We start from the raw sequence: 2,324 nt of genomic DNA, 5'->3' as shown, positions 1-2,324 counted from the left end.
TCTTCGCCTTCAGCGGCTCCCCGGCGCTGCCGAGATCCCCGGTCTCCACCTGCAGCCCGGCCCGCGCACGCGCGGGCCCCGGCTCGGGCGCGACCATCATCCGCCCGACCAGCCGCGGGGCCAGCTGCTCGGAGGCGTGGGTCATACCTGGCATCCCGATCGTCACCACGCATAGAATGACAGCGGTCATGTCTCATAGCGTCACCCCGCGGACGCCAAACAACCAGCGAAGGTTTGCAGGGTTGAACACGCTGATGTTCACGGTACAAGCCCAAATAGGCGCTAGCTGTCGGACGTCGGAGTCAGACGGGTGCGTCAGGTTATGAGGTCAGCGCCGGCAAGACAGTCCCCTAGCTAGCGGTATTGAGCAAGTGACCGTCACCGTCGGCCGTCGGATCGCTCGTGGACCAAGAGGCGGCACCGGCCGAGCTAGCCGCGGTTAGGGATCAAAGGCGATCGGCGCCAGCGAAATCCGCAGCTCCCTCTCGGCTCGGGCGCGCTTCATCGTCAATGTCGGTCGAGGGATCACCTGCGGACCACGCGCCTGCGGATTCGAGCGCTGCGGGATAGCCATTCGCTGACAGGTGGAAATCACCCTGGTTATACTCAGAAACGAACCACGCAGTGCTCATGTCACCCAGCGCGACGTTGTCGCCGAACGTCATTTCTAGCGCGCTTGTGGTGACTTCAATTCCTGGACAGTCGACCTCATTGTCGCCCGAGCGAGAGACCAATAGCGAATTGCGGATGCTCGACCCATCCCCACTTCCGCACCTCAACGCAGCCGAGCCGCTGAAACCGGCCACTATCGTTGTATAGAGAATATTCACAGTTCCGTTAGTAACATCCACGGCGATTACGTCATTGACGTCTCCGCCGAGAAAACTGTTCTCGACCTGAAGAGAGCCGCCGCCCGCAACCGACACCGCGCCGCCCGCATTGTTGGCAACTGCCGAACGTTGGATCCACACTTGAGCCTGCGAAATCTCGACTCCGTAGGTTATCGCGGTCTCAATACGGACACCAGCCAAATATACGGTAGCATTGTTCAGCACCTGGAGCGCGAACGCCTCACTCCCATCGGACCATTTTGGTCGCTCCACGGCCGATTCACCGATAATTGCCACGGTCCGGCCACCTTGAATGGTCAAGGACTCATCGTATGTATTTCCAGGATCATCTCGGAGAACGATTGTTCCTTTTTCGTTTGCACCTATTTTCTGCAACCCGGCAGCCAAGTTGCACAAGGGCATTTCACTCGACCCCGGCCCGGCGTTTGTGCACCCATTGTGCGCTGCATCCACATACCACACGCGATCGAGCGGCATGCATGACCCCACCGCGATCTCACAAGCGCTCCCCGGACACTGCGAGTGCTCAGTACAAGGCACACAAACATTCCCCTGGCACGCCGGCATCTCCGCCGAACAAGCCGACACGTCGTCACCCGTACACTCCACGCACGACCCCCCCACATCGCAAGCCGGCGTCGACGGGTACTCCTCCGTACAACTCAGCGTCATCGCGTCTCCACACGCGACGCAGTCCCCTTCCTCGCACAGCGGAGTCTCCACCGGACATTCATCGCTTGCCATGCACGTGGGACCCGTATCTCCATCCCCGTCCCCATCACCATCGCCGTCCCCCTCGCCATCACCGTCGCCAGTCGGGTCGCCATCGCCATCCCCGTCTCCGTCTCCGTCTCCAACGCTGTCGCTGCACTCTGCTCCAGGCTTGCCATCGCAGTACCAACAGCCAGTGGGCTCGACCTCCTGGCACCCGTCCTCCGTCACCTCGTCCACGCACGTGTTGTCCGAGCAATACGCGTTCTCCCAGTCCGAGTGCCGCTTCGCGCAGTAGTCATCACCGCCGTTGTGCACGCAGTGGTCGGCGTTCGGTTCAACGCAACCTGAGCTAGACGGCAACAACGCCCCGACGACGAAACCCAGGCCCAGGATGACAGCTTGACGGGAATTCACGGTTCGAGTGTCCCGCGAGTCGCTCTATTGGTCAAGCGCCTCGAACGGACGAGCGCCGCCGAGGGTTGATTGCATCATGCCTGCGGTGACGAAGCGCGCGTGTCTGTGTCACTCAGATCAGAACGCGAAGCCCAAGCCGTGCGGTCGCACGCGCAACTTCGCGCCCGCTTTGCTGGCTTTTCGCGCTTTCTTCCGCTTACTGACGTCCACCGCGATCATCACCACACCCGCTATCAATGCCGCGCCCCCGATCGACAGGACCACGTTTCCCGGTTTCCGGTAGTTGGTCTGTGTCTGCTGCGTCTCGTCCACAAACTCCACCCCCCGAACCGCGAACGCGACCCC

General features: G+C 61.6%; 3 protein-coding genes. All 3 read right to left on the bottom strand.

Features of this window, described 5'->3' with window-relative positions:
• On the bottom strand, positions 1–190 hold a 190-nt coding region (locus ENSA7_RS41195), incomplete at its 3' end, for a hypothetical protein (RefSeq protein WP_146158744.1).
• 256 nt (positions 191–446) lie between these two features.
• Positions 447–1,793 (bottom strand): hypothetical protein, encoded by a 1,347-nt coding sequence (locus tag ENSA7_RS46405; RefSeq protein WP_504823615.1) that lies wholly within the window; start codon positions 1,791–1,793, stop codon positions 447–449.
• Positions 1,794–2,096: 303 nt separating this feature from the next.
• Positions 2,097–2,324 (bottom strand): hypothetical protein (locus ENSA7_RS44870; RefSeq protein WP_181234637.1); only part of this gene is annotated, 228 nt, incomplete at its 5' end.

The sequence above is a fragment of the Enhygromyxa salina genome, assembly GCF_002994635.1.
Taxonomy (GTDB): Bacteria; Myxococcota_A; Polyangia; order Nannocystales; family Nannocystaceae; genus Plesiocystis; species Plesiocystis salina_B.
This window is presented reverse-complemented; position numbering and strand designations above follow the sequence as displayed.